General features: G+C 56.2%; 1 protein-coding gene and 1 pseudogene. Both read left to right on the top strand.

Annotation, left to right across the window (positions count from 1 at the left end; all coding sequences use genetic code 11):
- A partial coding sequence (locus AC1DRJ_RS23650) for a TM0106 family RecB-like putative nuclease (protein ID WP_477804284.1) occupies positions 1-2430 on the top strand: 2430 nt, incomplete at its 5' end.
- 45 nt (positions 2431-2475) lie between these two features.
- Positions 2476-2776 (top strand): annotated as a pseudogene (locus tag AC1DRJ_RS23655) (ankyrin repeat domain-containing protein); the annotation flags it as partial.

The raw sequence follows: 2776 nt of genomic DNA on the forward strand, positions 1-2776 counted from the left end.
ATGGAGGGCAATCCGCTGGAAGAGGGTGGCCTGGAATACCTCTTCGGTCTTTACATCGACGAGGCTGGGCAGCAAACCTTCAAACCCTTCTGGGCGCATACCCGAGAAGAAGAAAAGATCGCCTTCGAGCAGTTCATCGACTGGGTCATCGGCCATCTCAAACGTTACCCCGACGCGCATATTTACCACTATGCCAGCTACGAAGAGACGGCCATCAAACGCCTGATGAGCCAGCACGGGACGCGTGAAGCACAAGTGGACTGGTTGCTGCGCAACGGCAAACTGATCGATCTGTACAAGGTCGTGCGCGAAGCGATCCGGGTGTCCGAACCCAGCTACTCGATCAAGAATATCGAGCACTTTTACATGGAACAGCGCGACGGCGACGTCACCAATGCCGGCGCGAGTATCGTGTTTTATGAGCAGTGGAAAGAGACCGGCGAATCGAAGTTGCTTGAGCAGATCGAGCATTACAACAAAGACGACGTGCTATCCACCTATCTTCTTCGTAACTGGCTGTTGGAAATCAAGCCGTCGAGTGCAGGCGCTTTTCTTGGATCTGAAGCCGAAAGCGAGAAATCCATGGCGGAGCAAAAGGAGATCGAGATTCGTCTGGAAGATTATCGCGATCGTTTGCTGGGGGGGATGTGCACTGACGAAGAGGCCATGAGTGACGAGGATCAGGTCACGTTGCTCACCTTCCAGCTACTCGACTTCCACCGCCGTGCAGAGAAGCCAACGTGGTGGCAGCTGTTCAGTCGGCAGGACATGACAACCGAGGAGCTGCTGGAGGATATCGAGAGCCTGGCCGGTTTGCGGCGCACAAACACACCGCCTGAACCGAACAAGAAATCGTTTTTGTATGAGTACAGTTTCGACCCTCAAGAAACCAAAATGCGTACGGGTTCTCAGGGCGTCATCACCGAGTCCCTGGTCAGCGTACAGCTGGTTAATCTGGACCATGACAACGGTCTGGCGACATTCAAGGCTACCGAGAGAAATGCACCGCCTGATTACTTCGACATGATTCCCGGGAGGCCGATCCCGTCTACTTCGCTGCGCAAGGCGTTGTTCCGTTATGCCGACAGCCTCTTGGCCGGCGAACAGCGCTTCCAGGCGGTTGCAGACTTTCTACATCGTCGCGCTCCGCGGGTGAAGGGCATTAAGCCGGGTGCACCACTGCTTGATTCAAGCCTGCCGACGATTGATGCCATCAAGCAGGTGGTGCGAAACCTCGAGCACAGCGTGCTGTTTATTCAGGGGCCGCCTGGTGCAGGCAAGACCTACACCGGCTCGCACGTCATCGTTGATTTGCTCAAGGCGGGCAAGCGTATCGGCGTAACTTCCAATTCGCACCACGCCATCAATAACCTGCTGGCGGCGGTTGAATCTCGTGCGCAAGAAGAGGGATACACTTTCACGGGATTGAAAAAGTCCTCGGAGGGCGAAGGCACGGAGTTCACCGGCCGCTGCATCCGTTCCATCGAGGAAAAAAAGGAGTTCCTCGATGCGTGGGGGCCGAACATTAACTTGACCGCCGGCACCGCCTGGCTATTTGCCGACCCCGTCTTCACCGAGCAACTGGATTACCTCTTCGTCGACGAGGCTGGTCAGGTGAGTGTGGCGAATCTGGTCACGATGGGCTTGGCTGCGCGAAACATCGTCCTGATGGGCGACCAGATGCAATTGTCGCAGCCAGTGCAAGGCGTGCATCCGGGCCGCTCCGGCGATTCCATCCTCGACTATCTGTTGGATGGCACGCCCACAATCGCACCTGATCGTGGGGTGTTCCTGGCGCAAACCTGGCGGATGCACCCCAACGTTTGCTCGTTCATTTCGCAAGCAGTGTACGAAGGGCAACTTTCTTCGGCGCCCGGTACTGAGAAGCGGGTGTTGTTACTGGATGGCCAGCGACCGGAAGTGCCGAACAGCGGGCTGATGTTTTGCCCTGTGGAGCACGATGGCAACAGCCAGAGTTCGGACGAAGAAGCGGCGCAAGTCCAGGAGCTTTACGCATACTTCCTGCGCCAGCGTTATGTGGATAACAAGGGCGTAGAGCACGCGATCTGCATCGAAAACATCCTGGTAGTAGCCCCGTATAACCTGCAAGTACAGTTGTTGAAACAGATGCTGCCAGCGGGCGCTCGTGTCGGTACTGTGGATAAGTTTCAGGGGCAGGAAGCGGAGATTGTTATCGTATCGATGGCAACCTCCAATGAAGACTATTTGCCCAGAGACATTGGCTTCCTGTACTCGAAAAATCGCTTGAATGTAGCCGTCAGCCGGGCGAAATCGCTGGCCTGTATCGTCGCCAGCCCCGATCTAACTGCCATACGCTGCCTGACTCCGCACGACATGAGCCTAGTCAACGGTTTGTGCATGRCTGTCAGGTACGGGACGGCTGCCAATGCTCTCGCCCTGTGTGAGTAGTGCCATCAAGGGTTTTGTCATCTATCCGCAACAGGGAAGACAGTAATGCCATACACGCCCGCTTTGCTTTCTCTGCTGCAGAAGGCTTTGGCCTCGACGAGCTTTTGCGTTGATGACATGGAGGGGCTCGGCTTGGGGGACTGGCACGCTTCAGTGCTTCTCGACAATACGCAGTATCTGTCGTCGTTTGATCCGCTGGCGTTCAATGACCGGAATCTTGTGGGGGACACCCCACTGGACATCGCCTATCGTCTGAACCGAATCGCCCTGATCGAGAAGCTGGAGGCACTCGGTGCCTTGGGGGACAAGCAACTGCGGGGCTGGAAAGGGCTCGGCAGCTTCATGC

The sequence above is a fragment of the Pseudomonas sp. P5_B2 genome, from assembly GCF_056400445.1.